This is a genomic window from Comamonas fluminis (genome assembly GCF_019186805.1).
Classification (GTDB): domain Bacteria; phylum Pseudomonadota; class Gammaproteobacteria; order Burkholderiales; family Burkholderiaceae_C; genus Comamonas; species Comamonas fluminis.
Genome location: NZ_CP066783.1, coordinates 4,128,245 through 4,143,125, shown reverse-complemented (window position 1 = coordinate 4,143,125; position 14,881 = coordinate 4,128,245). Strand labels below are relative to the sequence as shown.

The window sequence follows — 14,881 nt, the reverse complement described above, 5'->3', positions numbered from 1 at the left end:
TTTGAATTCGCACACCCATGGCCACTGACGACTTTTTCCGTGTTCGCCTCAATCAGATGATCGATCTTTCGCATCCTCTGGTCGTTCTGGCGCAGCGCATGCCTTGGGCACAAATCGAAGCAGCACTGGCTCCACATTTCGCTCGCTCAAGCAGGGCTGGCAAAGCAATTGAAGGCTTCGATCTATTTGGCCCCAGCCTTCAACTGGCTGGCTCGGGCATCAGTGCAGCGGGTCTCCCGCGTTTGCCCATCCGCCTGATGGCGGCGCTCCTGTATCTCAAACACGCCTTCAACTTGAGTGATGAAGAGCTCGTCGAACGCTGGAGCGAGAACGTGGTCTGGCAATACTTCAGTGGCCAAGACTACTACTGCCCACGCCTGCTGTGCGATGCCACGCAAATCGGACGCTTTCGCACTGCCATCGGTGACGCCGGTGTAGAGGAGCTGCTCAAGGCCAGCATCGATGCGGCTGTGCAGATGAAGGCGGTCAAGCCTGAAGGGTTCAAGTGTGTGATCGTGGACACTACCGTACAGGAGAAGGCCATCGCTCACCCGGTGGACAGCCGCTTGCTGGAGGTGGCCCGCAGCCAACTGGTGGCAGCGGCCAAGGCTGTGGGCATCATCTTCAAGCAGTCCTATGCCAAAGAGTGCGCAGCCTTGCGGCACAAGGCGGGCGGCTATGCCCATGCCAGGCAATTCAGGAGGCTGCGGCGTATCGTCAAACGCCAGCGCACCATTCTTGGAGTGTTGCTGCGTGAGAGCCAGCGCAGGCTTGATGCACTGCTGCAACAACTGGGAGCGGAATCAATCGCTTACCAATCACAGTGCCCACTGCCGCATGGAACAAAGCCCTCAAACGCCTGCACACAGTGGTGCAACGTGCCTAGCGTGTGCATGGCCAGCGCCCTAAAGACAAACACAAACTCTACGCCCTGCACGCACCCGAAGTCGAATGCAAGGGCAAGGGCAAGGCCCGCAAGCCCTATGAGTTTGGCGTGAAGGTGAGCATTGCCGTCACACACCGCCAAGGCTTGGTGGTCGGTGCTCGCAGCTTTACAGGCAACCCGTATGACGGCCACATATTGCATGCTCAACTTGATACGCAGGTTTAATTCCAACTCCCGGTAGATGTGGTAAACACGCTTGTGATTCCATCGGAAGCCTCGCACATTGCGCAGGTAAAGGAAGCAAAGGCCAAAGCCCCAATTACGGTTGTTGTCCGTCAGGCGCAGCAACCACTGTGCGACCTCATCGTCCTCAATGCTGCGGCGAGCCACATAGCGATAGCAGGCTTGGCTGATCTGAAACGCCTGGCAGGCAGCTTTGATCGACGCGCCGTGTTGTTGCACCGCTCGATGAGCCATCTCGCGTCGGCGAGATGGCTTCACCACTTTTTTGCGAGAGCCTCCGAGATGATCTCGGCCTTGAGTTTTTCTTCGACATACATCTTGCGAAGCCGCTGGTTCTCTTGCTCCAGCTCTTTCATGCGAGCCATGAGCGATGCATCCATGCCGCCGAATTTGGCCCGCCACTTGTAGAACGTCGCCGAGCTGATGTCCAGTTCCCGGCACAGCTCTGGGACCGTCAGGCCAGCTTCTGCTCGCTTGGGCGCATCAATGATCTGGCTGTCGGTGAAACGTGATTTCTTCATGGTAGAGATTCTCCTGTGAGAGTCTCTACTTCTCAGTGTGCTGGATTTTCGGGGGGATTACCTGCTCAAGGAATTCGCGTTTGCGATTTTTCTTGGTGGAGAGGTTCAGGCCGAGATCAGTTTGTTGCATGGGTCGGGATGCTGGCGCACCCGCCACGCATGTGCAAGCACATGCGTTGAGGATTTATGCAGAGCTTCCTTTATGCAACCATTCCAAGTGCTCTCATGCTCGGATTTGCTTTATGTAGGCCATCCCTAGTTGCGACGACTAGGAAGCCAACTGAAATGAGCTAATTTATTATAAAATGCCAAATAGCATAATATGCTTATGCAAAAACTCAATATTGCCATCCATTTATTTTGATAAGTAAAAATTGCCATAATGCAGGGTATTGATGTGTAAATCCATAAAAATGGAGAAGTTAATCCATTTTGAATAGGCTTCGAGAAATTGGAGAAAATTTTTCTAGCCCAGCGCTTATTGGCCAGCATATGAAGGTGAACACCATCAGGTTGGCTGGGATGATAACCTTCTCGAAGAGATTTTCGCACAATACTGAATCCTACCTCAATGATTGGATAGGAAAAAATAAGGAGGCTAGTCCATGGGGAAATTTGTGAGTTTCTTTCAGGAAGTAAAACTGCAATCCAAGCTAAAGTAAATCCGAGAAAATATGCGCCCCCATCTCCCAAAAATATTTTTCCACTAGGCCAGTTGACAATAAAAAATCCGAAGACGGCTCCTAGGATAATAATGCATGTGAAAGCTAATGGAATATCTCCTACTTGACGAGCAATGAATCCAAAGGTTAAAAGTATTATTATTGAAGTTCCGGCTGTTAATCCATTGAAGCCATCAATAATATTGATTGAATTAGCAGCGCCACTGACAACAAATGCAGTAAATAAAATAGAAATAAACGTAAAGCCTAGCAGCCAGTCTAGACCCCAAATATCAGCATGAGTGACAGATGTTCCAGTAATACCCCATCCTAGAACACCTGATGCCATGGTGGCGAGTAGACGAGTTTTAACTGAGACTTTCTTGGTAACATCCTCCAATAAACCAAATACAAAAGCAGGAATACCGGCTAAAAGAATGGCACTGAGAATAGCTCGTTTCTCTGTAGCGGCGACACCATGGCTTGAAGCTGCATATCCTGCCAAAACACCTATTGCTATTGCTATACCGCCAATGCGGGGCGTAGGTGTTGTGTGAAACTTCTGTAGCCCATTGGTAGTGTCCATAGACAGGCTGCCATGCCATTTTTTTGTGGATAAAAGAAGAATGCAGGTCAAAAAAGATGCAATAGCTGCAACTATTGCATCATATCTGATTAACTCAAATAATGAAAATGTGCTTACGCTCATGGAATTCTTAATTTGCGAAGTAGGTAAAGCGTTGAACAAATATAGACTGCCGGTAACCTAGTTCAACATAGTTGAATTGGCCTGATTGCGGCACAATAAAGCATCTACATTGAACATTGTCCCATGAGACAGAGCTTTGCACTATGACAGCCATTGACCCCATCACCCACATCGCCCCCCGCGACAAAGCCGAAATCCTGGCTCAGGCGCTGCCTTACATCCGCAAGTTCCATGGCAAGACCATGGTGATCAAGTATGGCGGTAACGCCATGACGGACCCTGCACTGCAGGCCGACTTTGCGGAAGATGTGGTGCTGCTCAAGCTGGTGGGCATCAATCCTGTCGTGGTGCATGGTGGTGGGCCGCAGATTGAAGCTGCACTGGGGCGATTGGGTAAGAAGGGCGAGTTCATTCAGGGCATGCGTGTCACGGATGAAGAGACCATGGAAGTGGTGGAGTGGGTGCTTGCTGGTGAGGTGCAGCAGGACATTGTCGGCCTGATTCACCAGGCTGGCGGCAAGGCCGTGGGTCTGACGGGGCGTGATGGCGGTCTGATTCGTGCCAAGAAGCTCAAGATGGTGGACAACAAGGATCCGAGCATCGAGCATGATGTGGGTCAGGTGGGCGACATTGTGGCCATCGATCCCAGTGTGGTGAAGGCGCTGCAGGATGATGCCTTTATTCCCGTGATCAGCCCCATCGGTTTTGGTGAGGAAAACGAGAGCTACAACATCAACGCCGATGTGGTGGCGAGCAAGCTGGCTACTGTGTTGCAAGCTGAAAAACTGGTGCTTTTAACCAACACTCCCGGTGTTCTGGACAAGGCTGGTCAGCTTTTGACGGACCTGACCGCGCGTGAAATCGATGGTTTGTTTGCCGATGGCACGATTTCTGGTGGCATGTTGCCCAAGATTGCAGGTGCTCTGGATGCCGCCAAGGCGGGCGTGAATGCCGTGCACATCATTGATGGCCGCGTGCCGCATTCCATGCTGCTGGAAATTCTGACTGATCAGGCCTATGGCACGATGATTCGCAGCCATTGATCTTGCTGCTCGGTTAAGTCTGTCAGGCCCTGACAGGTGGTTACTCTTGTCGGGTAGCCTTTTGCATAAGGCGTTAACATCGCTGCAGGGCTTTTCGGGCGGAACCGCGCTCAGGACTCCGCCGCAAGCCGCCTTTTGGGCGGCTTTTGTTTTTGAGCGAGGTAGGACTTTATGCGTTTGCTTCTGGTGGAAGATGATGTGATGGTGGCCAGCGGTATCAAGCTGGGTCTGTCCGATGCGGGCTATGCGGTGGACTGGGTGGGCAGTGCCGAGCGTGCACTGGAAGTGCTGGCCCAGGAAGCATTTGATGTGGCGGTGATCGATATTGGTCTGCCAGGCATCAATGGGCTTGAATTGACCCGCCGCCTGCGCAGCAGCGATGTGGAGAGCAAGGCCATGCCGGTGCTGATTTTGACGGCACGCGATGCCTTGCAGGACCGTGTGCAGGGGTTGGACTGGGGGGCTGACGACTATATGGTCAAGCCCTTTGAGCTGCCCGAGTTGCTGGCGCGTCTGCGTGCGCTAATGCGCCGCTCTCAGGCCGCAACCTCAGCAGTGCTGAACTTTGGCTGCATTGAGCTGGATACGGCAGGCCGCCGTGCGGGTGCACGTCAGCTGCCGCAGGAAGGCGAGGTCGAAGGCAAATTGCTGGCGATTGACCTGGGGCCGCGCGAATGGACGGTGTTGGAGTATCTGCTGCTCAACGCCCCCAAGCCCGCGAGCAAAGAGAAGCTTTTGCAGGCGCTGACGGGTTGGGACCGGGAAATTACGCCGAATGCGGTAGAGGTTTATGTCTCGCGCCTGCGCAGCAAGCTGGAGCCGCATGGTGTGGCACTGCGCTCTATTCGCGGCTTTGGATATCGTCTTGAGCTGATGCCGGAATCCGCCTGATACGCTTCATGAGTATCGTCAAAACTACTCTTACTGCGGTGTTACCTGGCCCTGTTGCAAGCGCAAATCTGTGATCTTCTGGGTAGTTTTTACAGGCACTAAATCACAGTTTCAGTAGCAGCCTGCGCTTGATAAATGGAAGTTTTCCATGCATTTTGTATTGATCTCTTTGATTATCAGGCGCTAACAGCTCTGCTATTAATAGCAATCTCTTTTCGTTTTTCTGAAGCACCTGTTGAATGACCGCCAATCTGCGCCTTCGCCTGCTGGTTTTATTACTGGTGCCGCTGATGCTGCTGGCGGCCATGGGCGGCTGGTTCAGCTACAGCGCGGCGGATGAGGCATCGACCCAGCATGACCAGCGCCTGCTGCGCTTGCTGCCTGCGCTGGCAGATTCGGTGCTGGCCCCCTCGATTGCCGATGACACGCCGCCGCTGGTGTCATTGACGCCTGCTATTGAGGATTTTTTACGCAGCCAAGGCGATGAAGTGGGCTACGCCGTTGGCGATATGCGCGGCAATGTGGTGGCGGGTGATACCTGGATTCGCTTTGATGTGCCGGCAACCGGCACGGCCGAATTCCACAGCCAGGAACACGATGGTGTGACTTACCGCGTAGGTGTGCTCAAGGCTGAAACCTATGGCGCGGGTGAGATGGTCGTCATGCTGGCCGACAGCTCCGATGTGCGCCAGCAATGGGTGCGCCAGTTGCTGATGCATGTGCTGCTGCCCAATCTGCTGCTGATTGCAGGGGCTGCGGTGGCGATTTACTGGTCTGTCAGCCGGGCCTTCAAGCCGCTGCACAAGCTGACCAAGGCGGTAGAGCGCCGCTCACCACGCGATCTCAGTCCTATCAACGAGGAGACCTCCCCTGCCGAAGTGCGCCCATTGGTCAGGTCCCTCAACCGCCTTTTTTCTCTGGTCAATGCGCAGGCCGAAGGGCAGCGGCGCTTTGTGGCGGATGCCGCCCACCAACTGCGCACACCGCTGGCAGCTTTACAGACGCAGGTTGAAGCCTGGGCGCTGAGCGGGCAGGAGGCGCAGCGCATTGCCAAGCGCAACGGTGGGCAGGCGCAGGTGGTGCTGAGCGTGGCGCAGATTGAGCAGTTGCGTGACGCCACGCGCCGCACCTCGCAACTGGCGCGTCAGCTGCTGGCCCTGTCACGCGCAGATGCCCGCAACGCCGAGGTGCAGCCGTTGCAGGAGGTTGACCTCAAAGAGCTGTGCGAAAGCATGCTGGAGACTTTTATCGACCGGGCATCCAGCAAGGAGCTGGATTTTGGTCTGGAAGTGCAGCGCGCCTCGGTCTGGGGGCATAGCTGGCTGCTGCGTGAACTGGTCTCCAATCTGGTGGAAAACGCCATCAAATACACACCCAGGGGCGGCAGCGTGACGCTAGGCTGCGGTTTGAGGACCAAGCCTTTGGGTACGGATGACATCAGTTTGCTGAATTTGCCGGGGGTAACCCAATGGGCATTTATTGAAGTGGATGACGATGGCCCTGGCGTTCCTGAAGAAGAGCGCAGCCAGATTACCCAGCGCTTTTATCGTGCCCAAGGGGTTGTGGAAGAGGGCACTGGGCTGGGTTTGGCAATTGCAGATGAGATTACCCAATTGCATCAGGGAATACTCAGTTTTGTGGATGGAAGCCATGGCAAGGGTTTACTGGTTCGCCTTGAATTACCAGTCCAAGCAGTTTCAGAAGGCAGTCTTGATATATCTGAGGGTCGGAAACCCTGATTTCTCGGTTACCCTTAGGAGTTGGTGAGAGCGGAGGTTGTAAATCGGGGGGCGGAGACATATCCAGATGTCGTGAGACATGCTTGGCGTACCTGACAACCTGCCGACAGAGGGCAGTCCTGTGCTTAACAGTGCAAGTGGCTGTGAGAAAATTGCTACAAATACTGAGTCGCCTATGTCTGAGTCTGAAGTCCTGTCGCCTGTTTCGAACACTGAAAATCCAGCGGAGGGCACCACTGTCTCTCCCCCAATGGCACCCGCACGCAAGCGCCCAAAGCCTGGCGAGCGTCGAGAGCAAATCCTGCAGGCTCTGGCCACCATGCTGGAAAAGCCCGGTGCTGATCGAATCACAACAGCCGCGCTGGCTGCACACCTGAGTGTGAGTGAGGCTGCGCTGTACCGTCATTTCGCCAGCAAGGCGCAGATGTTCGAAGGCCTGATCGAGTTCATCGAACAGTCGGTCTTCTCGCTGGTGCAGCAGATTGTGGGTCGTGATGTGTCTGATGCACCGCATGATCCCATTGAAGGCGTGCGCAACGCCAACCGCGTGATTGCCCTGCTGCTGCAGTTTGGCGAGAAGAACCCCGGCATGGTGCGCGTGATGGTGGGTGATGCCATCGTTTTCGAGCACGAGCGCCTGCAAGCCCGCATGAACCAGTTCTTTGACCGCATCGAATCCACGCTGCGCCAGTGCCTGCGCCCTGCAGCAGGCGCCATGGGTTCTGCGGCCCCTACGGCGGAAGCCTCTGTAGCGGCCAGTGTGCTCACCTCGTTTGCGCTGGGTCGTCTGCAGCGCTATGCGCGCTCGGGCTTCCGTCGCTCGCCAACCGAACATCTGGACGCCAGCCTGGCCATGATGGTGGTGGTCTGATCGCACCCGCCTAGTACCAGTACCCCAGAAAAAAACGCCGCAGTCTCTGACTGGCGGCGTTTTTTTATGGTGATGCGCGTGATTCGGTGCGTGGGTATCAGGGAAAGCCTGGCTTTAAATTGCTAGGTGTTTACCCTTGGAGTCGTCGGTGTCTGGGGTGAAGTTGTGCAAAATAGAACGAACGTTCGTTTTTATTGGATTTTGCATGGCTTCGTCTCCCGTTACCCGTTCTTCGACCTCTCGCTCCGCTCCTAAGGCGGGCGTTGGTCGTACCCCTGTGCGCACTGCACGTGCCAAGGGGAATGCGCACGGGGCCAAATCTACGGTGAAACAGGTCGCAGCGCTTGCAGCTGTGGATAAGTCTGTCAAAGACGCTGCTTCTGCACAAGGCCTCGAAAGCACCAAGGCGCATTCTGCAGCACCCGCTCCTCGCACTCTTGCCAAAGGTCAGCAGACCAAGGCTACGATTGTGGAGGCGGCCCTCGGCTTGGCAACGCATATTGGCCTGGAGGGCCTGTCCATCGGCGCGATTGCCGAGCTGACGGGCATGAGCAAATCGGGCGTTTTTGCCCACTTTGGCTCGCGTGAGGAACTGCAGATTTCTGTGGTGCATGAATACCACGACCGCTTTGAGCAAGAAGTGTTCTACCCCGCCATTGAGGCGCCGCGCGGCATTCCTCGTCTGCGTGCGCTGTTCGATAACTGGATGCAGCGCAGCTCTCTGGAAATTGATTCGGGCTGCATCTACATCAGCGGCGCTGTCGAGTTTGATGACCGCACCGGCCCCGTGCGCGATGCGCTGGTCGAATCTGTCAGCACCTGGCACGCCGCCATGCGCCGCACGATTGTGCAAAGCCGCGAGTGCGGTGATCTGCGCGCGGACGTGGATGAAAACCAGTTGCTGTTCGAGATTCACGGCTTGATTCTGGCCCTGCACTACGAGGCCCGCTTTTTGCGCAGCGAAGGCTCCATGCAGCGCGCCAAAAATGGCTTCAACAATATTTTGGCCTGCTACGCCACCAAGCCGCTGGACGCCTAAAAGCGGCTAGCGCATTCATCCACACCACCAAAGCTCAGGAGAAGACAAATGCCCAGTTACAACCCGCCACTGCGTGACATGCAATTCCTCATGCACGAGGTCTTCAAGGTCACCGAGTCCTTTCAGCAGATGCCCAAGCATGCTGAAGTGGATGTGGACACCATCAACGCAGTGCTGGAAGAGGCGGGCAAGTTCGCGGCCAATGTGACTTTTCCGCTGAACATCAGCGGCGACGCAGAGGGTTGCACGCTGGACAAGAGCACGCACGAGGTCGCCACACCCAAGGGCTTCAAGGATGCCTATGCGCAGTTTGTGGAAGGCGGCTGGCCCGCACTGTCTTGCGACCCAGAATATGGCGGCCAGGGCCTGCCCATCGTGCTGAACTCGGCGCTGTACGAAATGCTCAACAGCGCCAACCAGGCCTGGACCATGTACCCCGGCCTGTCTCACGGTGCGTATGAAGCCCTGCATGCCTATGGCACGCCCGAGCAGAAGAAGACCTATCTGGGCAAGCTGACCAGCGGCGAGTGGACTGGCACCATGTGCCTGACTGAGCCCCATTGCGGCACTGACCTGGGCCTGCTGCGCAGCAAGGCCGAGCCCCTGGCTGACGGCACTTACAAGATCACGGGCAACAAGATTTTTATCTCGGCCGGTGAGCACAACCTCACCGAAAATATCGTGCACCTGGTGCTGGCTCGCCTTCCTGATGCGCCTGTCGGCTCCAAGGGCATCAGCCTGTTCGTGGTGCCCAAGTTCCATGTGAAGGCCGATGGCTCGCTGGGCGAGCGCAACCCCATCTTCTGCGGCGCGCTGGAGCACAAGATGGGCATCCATGGCAATGCCACTGCGCAAATCAATATCGACGGTGCCATTGGCACGCTGGTGGGCGAGCCCAACAAGGGTCTGCAAGCCATGTTCGTAATGATGAACGCTGCCCGTCTGGGGGTGGGCAATCAGTCGCTGGGCCTGACCGAAGTCGCCTTCCAGAACGCGCTGGCCTATGCAAAGGATCGCCTGCAGATGCGTTCGCTGTCTGGCGTCAAGGCCAAGGACAGGCCTGCCGACCCCATCATCGTTCACCCCGATGTGCGCCGCATGCTGATGACGGCCAAGGCCTACGCCGAAGGCGGCCGCGCGCTGTCCACCTTCAGTGCCTTGCTGATCGACACCGAACTCAACCACCCCGATGAAAAGGTGCGCAAGGACAGCGCTGATCTGGTTGCGCTGCTGACGCCCATCGTCAAGGCCTTCACCACCGACAACGGCTGGATTGCCACCACCATGTGTCAGCAGGTTTATGGCGGCCACGGCTTTATCACCGAGTGGGGCATGGAGCAGTTTGTGCGCGACAACCGCATCAACATGATCTACGAAGGCACGAACGGCGTGCAGGCACTGGACCTGCTGGGCCGCAAGATTCTGGGCAACCAAGGCGCGACGCTCAAGAAGTTTGGCAAGCTGATTGGCAAGCTTGTGGAGGAAGAGGGCGTCAATGAAAAGATGAGCGAGTTCATCACGCCCATCGCCATGCTGGGCGACCAGATGACCAAGTTCACCACGGAAATCGGCTTCAAGGGCATGCAAAACCCCGATGAAGTGGGTTCGGCCTCGGTGGACTATCTGCGCGTGGCGGGTCACCTGGTGTTTGGATATCTGTTTGCCCGCATGGCGCAAGTCGCGTTGCGTGAAATTGGCAATGGCAATACCGACCCCTTCTACCTGGGCAAGCTGCAGACGGCGCGTTTTTACTTCGCCAAGCTCTTCCCTGAAACCACTTTGCTGATGCGCACGGCCCGCGCTGGCAGCAAATCGCTGATGGACACAGACGCCGCTCTGGCCTGAAGTCACCGAACGCATGCTGCTACTGAAACAGAAGCTGCATGCGCTGATTCATCCTGAAGTTCAAATGAAAAGGACCCGGATATGAAGAAGATTCAAGCGGTAGCAGCTCTGGTTTTAGTAGTGGGGGGCATGTCGGCTGCCTGGGCGCAGATGACGCCAGTAGGCGTGTGGCGCAGCATTGACGAAAAAGAAGGTACACCCAAGGCCGAGGTCAACATCACTGAAACCGGTGGTGTGGTCACCGGCAAGGTGCAGGCCTTGCTGCGCAAAGGGGCAGATCCGAACCAGCTGTGCGTTGAGTGCAAGGACGAGCTGAAAGACAAACCCATGGTGGGCATGACGCTGATCAGTGGCGTCAAAAAGGTCGAGGGCAAGGACGTCTGGGAGGGCGGCAAGATTCTCGACCCCGAAAACGGCAAGACCTACACCGTGCGCCTGACTCCCGTTGACGATGGCAAGAAGCTGGAAGTGCGCGGCTCCATAGGCCCCTTCTGGCGTACGCAGACCTGGATTCGGGTGAATTGAACACCCCCTGAGTCGCTGCGCCTGGGCGGCTCCGCGCCTTCCCCCTCTCTCGCTTCGCGGGAGGGGGACGACACCAGCGCGGCGGGGCGGCCCTTGCGCGGTGTCCCTGAGCTGGAGCGCGCCAGTTAGCAATATGAATAACTGAAATGAATGCAACCATGTCCCGATTCAATGTGAAAAAAGTCGCCGTGCTGGGCGCGGGTGTGATGGGCGCGCAGATTGCGGCCCATCTGGTCAACGTCAAGGTGCCGGTCATCTTGTTTGATCTACCCGCCAAAGAGGGCAGCAAGAGCGCCATCGCCGAAAAAGCGATTGCCAATCTCAAGAAGCTCAAGCCTTCGCCCATTGGTGTGGCCGACGATGTGGAGCTGATTCAGCCCGCCAACTACGAAGAGCATATGAAGTTGCTCAAGGGCTGCGATCTGGTCATCGAGGCCATTGCCGAGCGCATGGACTGGAAGCTGGACCTGTATCACAAGATCGCACCCTTCGTGGCCAAGACCGCGCTGGTGGCATCCAACACCTCGGGCCTGTCCATCACGAAACTCAGTGAGGCTTTGCCGGATGCGATCAAGCCCCGTTTCTGCGGTATCCATTTCTTCAACCCGCCGCGCTATATGCAGCTGGTGGAGCTGATTAACACACCCACCACCAAGCCTGAAGTGCTGGACCAGCTCGAAGCCTTTGTGACCACGACGTTGGGCAAGGGCGTGGTGCGCGCGCACGACACGCCCAACTTCATCGCCAACCGCATCGGCATTGCCGGCATGCTCTCCACCATGAAGCAGGCTGAAAACTTTGGCCTGAGCTTTGACGTGGTCGATGATTTGACTGGCAAGAAGCTGGGCCGTGCGTCCAGCGGCACGTTCCGCACCGCTGATGTGGTGGGCCTGGACACCATGGCCCATGTCATCAAGACCATGCAGGAGAACCTGAACGAGCAGAGCGATCCGTTCTATGGCAACTTTGGCACGCCCAAGGTGCTGCAAAAGCTGCTGGATCTGGGCTTTCTGGGCCAGAAGACCAAGCAGGGCTTTTACAAGCGCGTGGGCCGCGACACCATGCAGTTCGAGCTGGACAGCGAAGACTACATTCCCGCAGGCGGCAAGGCCGATGAGGTTTATGGCCGCATGCTCAAAAAGCCCGCCGCCGAACGCCTGAAGCTGCTGCGCAATGCCGAGGGCAAGGAGGGCCAGTTCCTCTGGGCCATTCTGCGCGACAGCTTCCACTACGCCGCCGTACACCTCGAACATATTGCCGATTGCGCCCGCGATCTGGACCAAGCCATGCGCTGGGGCTACGGCATGCAGCAAGGCCCGTTCGAGCTGTGGCAGGACGCAGGCTGGTTGGAAGTGGCCAAGATGGTGCAGGAAGATATTGACGCAGGCAAAGCGCTGTGCAAAGCGCCGCTGCCAAAGTGGGTCTTTGAAGGCCCTGTGGCCGAAGCCGGTGGCGTGCACACGGCCAATGGTTCGTGGAGCGCATCGCAGAGCAAATTTGTGCCGCGCCGTGTGCTGCCCGTGTATGAGCGTCAGATCTTCCCCGAAAAGCTGCTGGGTGAAACCAATCTGCCCGACTGGCAAAGCGCTGGAGAGACGATTGCTGAAACCAAAGCGCTGCGCACCTGGACGCTGGACGGAAAGGTCTTGATCGCCAGCATCAAGAACAAGATGCATGCCATCAGCCCCGAAGTCATGGAAGGACTGATGGAGGCTGTGGATACCGCAGAGAGCGACTTTGATGGCATGGTCATCTGGTCCGGCGACTCGCCTTTCAGCGTGGGCGCTGATCTGGAAGCCACCATGCCCGCCTTTGTCATTGGCGGGGCAGATGCTATCGAAAGCATTGAGCAGGAACTGCAGAACCTGATGCTGCGCCTGCGTTATGCACAGGTGCCCGTGGTGTCTGCCATTCACGGGCTGGCGCTGGGTGGTGGTTGCGAAATGGCGGTGTATTCCGCCCGTCGCGTGGCCCATATGGAAAGCTATATCGGTCTGGTCGAAGTGGGTGTGGGCCTGGTGCCCGGTGCCGGTGGCCTGACTTATATCGCTCGCCGTGCGGCAGAAAATGCCGCCACCAGCACAGGCAAGGATTTGCTGCCCTTCCTGACTGAAGGCTTCACCGCCGCCGCCATGGCCAAGGTAGGCACCAGCGCGCTGGAGTCGCGCAAGTTGGGCTATCTGCTGGACAGCGATATCGTCGTTGCCCACAAGGATGAAGTGCTGTTCGTCGCCATCAACGAAGCCAAGTCCATGGCTGCCAGCGGCTGGCGTGCGCCGCTCAAGCGCAAGTTCCCCGTGGCGGGGCGCAGTGGGCAGGCCACCATCAAGGGCTCGCTGGTCAATATGCGCGACGGAGGCTTTATCAGCGAGTTCGATCAGCAGATTGCAGGGCTGATTGCCAATGTGGTTTGCGGTGGTGATGTGGATGCAGGAACGCTGGTGGATGAGGCCTATCTGATGAGCCTGGAGCGCAAGGCCTTCTGCCATCTGATTGCTCACCCCAAAACGCACGAGCGCATTCTCGGAATGCTCAACACCGGCAAGCCGGTACGTAACTGATATGACCCCCCTGTGTCGCTTCGCGCCTTCCCCCAAGGGGGACGACAGCTTCGCTGCGGGACGGCCCTTGCTTGCAGTCCCAAGCTTGGGACATGCCTGAGTTATGGCTACGAATAACTGAGATCCAGGAGTAACCTCCATGAAACAAGTACAAGACGCCTATATCGTTGCTGCTACGCGCACGCCTATCGGTCGCTCTCACAAGGGTGTTTTTCGCAACTATCGTCCTGATGATCTGCTGGCTGAAACGCTGAAAGCTGTGCTGGCACAGACGCCGAGTCTGGACCCCGCAGCGATTGAAGACATCGTCTGCGGTTGCGCGATTCCCGAAGGTCAGCAAGGTTTGAATGTGGCGCGCATTGGTGCGGTGCTGGCAGGGCTGCCCACCAGCATTGGCGGCATCACGGTCAATCGTTTCTGCGCGTCGGGCCTGAGCGCCGTTGCCATGGCGGCAGACCGTATTCGCGTAGGCGAGGCCGATGTGATGATTGCCGCCGGTGTGGAGAGCATGAGCATGGTGCCCATGATGGGCAATTCGCCCAGCCTGTCGCCCAGCATCTTCGAGCGTGATGGCGATGTGGGCATCGCCTACGGCATGGGCCTGACCGCTGAGAAGGTTGCCCAGCAGTGGAAGGTTTCGCGTGAAGCGCAGGATGCGTTTGCCCTCGAATCTCACCGCCGCGCCATTGCGGCGCAGCAGGCGGGTGAGTTTGACAACGAGATCACACCCATCAGGGTCACCGATCGCACTTATGACTTTGTCACCGAGGGCACTGTCTCCCATTTCCGCACGGTGGATTTGGACGAGGGCCCGCGCCCGGATACCAGTCTTGAAGGCTTGGCCAAGCTGCGCACCGTGTTTGCGGCGCGTGGCACGGTGACGGCGGGTAACAGCTCGCAGACCAGCGATGGCGCAGGTGCGCTGATCGTCGCCAGTGGTGATGCCGTCAAGCGCTTTGGCCTGACGCCGCTGGCGCGCTTTGTCAGCTACGCCAGCAAGGGCGTGCCGCCCGCCATCATGGGCATTGGCCCGATTGAGGCCATTCCTGCCGCGCTGCGTTACGCCGGGCTCAAGCAGGACGATATGGACTGGATTGAGCTGAACGAAGCCTTTGCCGCGCAGTCGCTGGCTGTCATCAACACCCTGGGCCTCGATCAGAGCAAGGTGAACCCCATGGGCGGCGCCATTGCGCTGGGTCACCCGCTGGGGGCGACGGGGGCCATTCGTGCAGCGACGGTGGTGCATGCACTGCAGCGCAAGCAGCTCAAGTACGGCATGGTGACCATGTGCGTGGGTATGGGACAGGGCGCTGCAGGTATTTTCGAGCGCGTCTGAGCGGGCATCG

10 protein-coding genes and 2 pseudogenes are annotated in these 14,881 nt (G+C 57.2%); 10 read left to right on the top strand and 2 right to left on the bottom strand.

Translation table 11 applies throughout. The annotated features are described in order from the left end of the window. Nucleotides 1-17: 17 nt before the first annotated feature. A pseudogene (locus JDW18_RS19125) lies at nucleotides 18-1,099 on the top strand (IS5 family transposase); the annotation flags it as partial. Here JDW18_RS19125 and JDW18_RS19120 read toward each other — a convergent pair. Both JDW18_RS19120 and JDW18_RS19115 read right to left on the bottom strand, forming a co-directional pair. After that, nucleotides 1,094-1,650: pseudogene (locus JDW18_RS19120) on the bottom strand (transposase); the annotation flags it as partial. The pseudogenes JDW18_RS19125 and JDW18_RS19120 overlap by 6 nt on opposite strands. Before the next feature lie 255 nt (nucleotides 1,651-1,905). After that, entirely contained in the window at nucleotides 1,906-3,021 is a 1,116-nt protein-coding gene (locus JDW18_RS19115) for an MraY family glycosyltransferase (protein ID WP_218241159.1), read from the bottom strand. Between the two features lie 143 nt (nucleotides 3,022-3,164). On the opposite strand from JDW18_RS19115, the gene argB reads away from it, so the two are divergent. The 9 genes from argB (at nucleotide 3,165) to JDW18_RS19070 (ending at nucleotide 14,871) form a co-directional block, all read left to right on the top strand. After that, entirely contained in the window at nucleotides 3,165-4,064 is a 900-nt protein-coding gene (argB, locus tag JDW18_RS19110) for an acetylglutamate kinase (RefSeq protein ID WP_425514751.1), read from the top strand. Between the two features lie 171 nt (nucleotides 4,065-4,235). After that, a complete protein-coding gene (locus JDW18_RS19105) occupies nucleotides 4,236-4,955 on the top strand; it encodes a response regulator transcription factor (protein WP_218241158.1) in 720 nt (239 codons plus the stop codon). A gap of 239 nt (nucleotides 4,956-5,194) precedes the next feature. Then, the gene (locus JDW18_RS19100) at nucleotides 5,195-6,694 is read left to right on the top strand and encodes a sensor histidine kinase (RefSeq protein WP_218241157.1); all 1,500 of its coding nucleotides are present in this window, start codon (nucleotides 5,195-5,197) and stop codon (nucleotides 6,692-6,694) included. Between the two features lie 175 nt (nucleotides 6,695-6,869). Further along, on the top strand, nucleotides 6,870-7,565 hold the full coding sequence (slmA, locus tag JDW18_RS19095; protein WP_218241156.1) for a nucleoid occlusion factor SlmA: 696 nt from the start codon (nucleotides 6,870-6,872) through the stop codon (nucleotides 7,563-7,565). Nucleotides 7,566-7,917: 352 nt separating this feature from the next. Continuing rightward, nucleotides 7,918-8,604, top strand: coding sequence for a TetR/AcrR family transcriptional regulator (locus JDW18_RS19090; protein ID WP_425514815.1), 687 nt, complete (start codon nucleotides 7,918-7,920; stop codon nucleotides 8,602-8,604). Between the two features lie 48 nt (nucleotides 8,605-8,652). Next, nucleotides 8,653-10,449: an acyl-CoA dehydrogenase C-terminal domain-containing protein gene (locus JDW18_RS19085; protein WP_218241155.1), complete on the top strand. Its 1,797-nt coding sequence runs from the start codon at nucleotides 8,653-8,655 to the stop codon at nucleotides 10,447-10,449. Between the two features lie 81 nt (nucleotides 10,450-10,530). Next, nucleotides 10,531-10,974, top strand: coding sequence for a DUF2147 domain-containing protein (locus JDW18_RS19080; RefSeq protein ID WP_218241154.1), 444 nt, complete (start codon nucleotides 10,531-10,533; stop codon nucleotides 10,972-10,974). A gap of 158 nt (nucleotides 10,975-11,132) precedes the next feature. Continuing rightward, nucleotides 11,133-13,535, top strand: a complete 2,403-nt coding sequence (locus tag JDW18_RS19075; protein ID WP_218241153.1) for a 3-hydroxyacyl-CoA dehydrogenase/enoyl-CoA hydratase family protein — start codon at nucleotides 11,133-11,135, stop codon at nucleotides 13,533-13,535. Between the two features lie 139 nt (nucleotides 13,536-13,674). After that, a complete protein-coding gene (locus tag JDW18_RS19070; RefSeq protein WP_218241152.1) occupies nucleotides 13,675-14,871 on the top strand; it encodes an acetyl-CoA C-acyltransferase in 1,197 nt (398 codons plus the stop codon). The last annotated feature ends 10 nt before the right edge of the window (nucleotides 14,872-14,881 follow it).

Bases quoted from the DNA above. Each gene is read 5' to 3' on its own strand.
- argB (WP_425514751.1), top strand. From the start codon at position 3,165: ATGACAGCCATTGACCCCATCACCCACATCGCCCCCCGCGACAAAGCC.
- JDW18_RS19075 (WP_218241153.1), top strand. From the start codon at position 11,133: ATGTCCCGATTCAATGTGAAAAAAGTCGCCGTGCTGGGCGCGGGTGTG.
- JDW18_RS19080 (WP_218241154.1), top strand. From the start codon at position 10,531: ATGAAGAAGATTCAAGCGGTAGCAGCTCTGGTTTTAGTAGTGGGGGGC.
- JDW18_RS19085 (WP_218241155.1), top strand. From the start codon at position 8,653: ATGCCCAGTTACAACCCGCCACTGCGTGACATGCAATTCCTCATGCAC.
- JDW18_RS19070 (WP_218241152.1), top strand. From the start codon at position 13,675: ATGAAACAAGTACAAGACGCCTATATCGTTGCTGCTACGCGCACGCCT.
- JDW18_RS19115 (WP_218241159.1), bottom strand. From the start codon at position 3,021: ATGAGCGTAAGCACATTTTCATTATTTGAGTTAATCAGATATGATGCA.
- slmA (WP_218241156.1), top strand. From the start codon at position 6,870: ATGTCTGAGTCTGAAGTCCTGTCGCCTGTTTCGAACACTGAAAATCCA.
- JDW18_RS19100 (WP_218241157.1), top strand. From the start codon at position 5,195: ATGACCGCCAATCTGCGCCTTCGCCTGCTGGTTTTATTACTGGTGCCG.
- JDW18_RS19105 (WP_218241158.1), top strand. From the start codon at position 4,236: ATGCGTTTGCTTCTGGTGGAAGATGATGTGATGGTGGCCAGCGGTATC.